Origin of the sequence: Streptomyces bambusae (assembly GCF_019400985.1) — a bacterium.
GTDB classification, from domain to species: domain Bacteria; phylum Actinomycetota; class Actinomycetes; order Streptomycetales; family Streptomycetaceae; genus Streptomyces; species Streptomyces bambusae_A.
Window position 1 is genome coordinate 1 of record NZ_WTFF01000536.1, and the last position, 2,812, is coordinate 2,812.

Sequence of the window (2,812 nt, forward strand, 5' to 3'; positions counted from 1 at the left end):
TATATTTTTTTTCCAGCAGAAAAAGACGCCATACGAGACCAGCCGCGGTCTCGGGGGCTCGGAGATGTTAATAAGAGACAGGCCCAGCCCCGCCGAGGCGGCCGCCGGGACCGGGACGGGCCACGCCGGCGCGGCGGCGACGGCAGCCAGCCCCAGCACGCTCCCGCCCAGCACGTTCCGGCGCGTCGGCCCGCTCCGCGGGCCCCCGGCCCCGTCCTCGTCCGGCACCGGGCAGGGGATGTGGTGAGCCGTCACGGCCGATCACCCTAGCGTCCGGCCGCACCCGGCGGCGGCGCTGCCGAAGGCGCGTCGAGCGGGTGGTCGCCCGGACGGATGCCGGCGGCGCCACGCCTGCTGAGGGGGCGTCAGGGCGGTGGAAGGGCAGTGGTGCGCAGCAGGATCATGGCGATGTCGTCGGTGTGCCGGCCGGCGGGCCAGGTGCGCCGGATCAGCGCGTCGATGAGCACCTCGGGGTCCTGGCCGCTGCCCTCGGCGAGGTGGCGGGCCAGGCCGGCGGTGGTCTCCTCGACGTCCGCGCCGGGCACCTCGGTCAGGCCGTCGGTGTAGAGGGCGAGGGTGGTGCCCGGGACGAGGGCCAGGCCCGTGACGGGGCAGGACAGGTCGTCCACGACGCCGAGCAGGGGAGCGGGGTCGAGGGCCACGACACCGGGCGGCCGGCCCGGCCGGTGCAGCAGCGGCGGCGGATGGCCGGCGCTGGCCAGCGTGGCCCGCCCCCGGGCCAGGTCGATGTGCGCGTACAGGCAGGAGACGAGCAGATCGCTCTCCAGGTCGGCCAGGACCCGATTGGTCCGGGCCAGGACCTGGTCGGGTGCGGCTCCGGCGGTGGCATGGGCGTGGATGGCGGTGCGGACCTGGCCCATGAGGGCGGCGGCGGCGACGTTGTGCCCCTGGACGTCGCCGATGACGGCCGCGACGGTGCCTTGGTCGAGGACGAGGACGTCGTAGAAGTCCCCGCCGATGTCCATGCCGTGGCTGGCGGGCAGGTAGCGGGCCGCGATCCGCAGCCCCGGTACGACCGGCAGGCTGCGCGGGAGGAGTCCCTGCTGGAGGCCGTGCGCGAGGTCGTGCACGGCGTCGTAGAGGCGGGCCCGGTCCAGGGCCTGGGCGATCAGGCCGGCCAGCGAGGTCAGGACGGCCCGTTCGTCGGCGGTGAAGGTGCGCGGGTGCTCGTAGGAGAGGACGCAGCAGCCCACGGGGTGCCCGGAGACCACGAGCGGCAGGAAGGCCCAGGCCTGCTTGTCGCTGATCCGCGCCGCCTCGGGGTAACGGCGGGCCATCTCCTCGCGGCTGGCGAAGAAGGCCGGGACGCCGCTGGTGAGCACCTCGCCGGCGGGCGTGAGATCGGTGTCCAGCGGCAGACCGTCGAGGCGTTCGACGGTCCGCGGGTCGTAGCCGTGGGAACCGGTGATCCTCAGTCGTCCGGCGTCGGCCGCGGACAGGACCAGCCCGTCGGCCCCGAAGGCGGGCAGGATCTGGTCGGCGACCAGCTCGACCACGTCCCGCACGCCCACGGTCTCGGACATGGCCGCCGCCAGGTGCACCAGCTGGTAGAGCCTTCCGACCTGGGCCGCGGCTGTGGGCTCCCGGACGGGTGCGGGCGCGGGGGCCTCGCCGCCCGGTGACGGGGCGTGGGTGATCCGCACGCTGATGCCGCTCGCGTCCGGGTAGAGCTGGAAGCGCAGCCGGCGGTCCGGCGGGCGCAGGGCGACGAAGGACACCGGGTCACGGCTGATGACGGCGGTGCGGTAGTGGTCCTCGACGAGGGGGGCGTCCAGCCAGGGCAGGGACTGCCAGGGCCGGGTTCCCAGCAGCCGGCCGGCCTCACTGCCGAGCATGGCCGCCGCGGCGCTGGTCACGAAGGTGATCCGGCCCTCCAGGTCCAGGGCCAGCGCACCCTCGGGCAGCCGCTCCGCGTAGTCCGCCGCGGCCTCCGGGACCCGGCCGGTGTACGGGTGCGGCTCCGGTGCCGTGACGATCCGCGGCCGGTCCGGCACCACGGGTGGGGGGCCGTGCTCGTCCAGGGCGCGCCCGATCAGCGCGGCGGCGCTCGTGACGTGGCCCTGCTCGCGGCGGGTGGCCCGGTCCGGGTGGCTGGCCGGCCACATCAGCAGCAGGGCTCCCCACAGGCGGGACCGGCCGGGCAGCGGCGCGGCGGCCAGCGCGAACCGGTACGGCAGGGTGGCGGCGGTGCTCGGGTAGGCGCGGGCCATGTCGTCCTGGGAGCCCACCCACACCAGCCGGTCCTCGCGGACCGCGTCGCTGATCGGGGCCGGGGAGCTCAGCGGGATCCGCCGCCAGGGCCAGGCCACCTCCACCGGGACCCCGCACAGCACCGCCAGGCCCAGCGTCCGCGTCGGCTCGTCCAGCAGGTAGATGCCGCCGGCCGAGGCGCCGGTACGCCGCACGGTGTCGGCCAGGGCACGGTCCAGGACCCCCGCGCCCGCGTGCTCACCGCCGCCGGTCACCGGGGCTCCCCGGCCGGCCGGACGCGCAACCGGCCGCAACGGCGGATTCGCACCGGGTACGACACGCGTCACCCATACCAGGACCATACGCTCCGGATCCGGCCCCGGCCCGGACCGCGGATCGAACCGGTCGTCGCACGGTGACGCTCAGCGACAACCGGGCCGTGGCCGTGGCCGCGGACGCGGCGGGCGCGGGCTTCCGGCCGGCCGACCGGCTGCGGCGCGCTGCCCGGCCTGCCTCTTAATAACATCTGAAGCTGCCGCAGACCTCACGCGTTTGGTGTAGTGGAGGAGCGCGGCCGTTATGAGATAAAGAGTAGCAGACG

Annotated in this window: 2 protein-coding genes; both read right to left on the reverse strand. The window is 75.2% G+C overall.

What is annotated here, in order from left to right; genetic code table 11:
• Positions 1 to 255 (reverse strand): hypothetical protein (locus GPJ59_RS35245; RefSeq protein WP_219672159.1); only part of this gene is annotated, 255 nt, incomplete at its 3' end.
• A gap of 110 nt (positions 256 to 365) precedes the next feature.
• Positions 366 to 2,486, reverse strand: a complete 2,121-nt coding sequence (locus GPJ59_RS35250; RefSeq protein ID WP_308120668.1) for a SpoIIE family protein phosphatase — start codon at positions 2,484 to 2,486, stop codon at positions 366 to 368.
• Between the last annotated feature and the right edge of the window lie 326 nt (positions 2,487 to 2,812).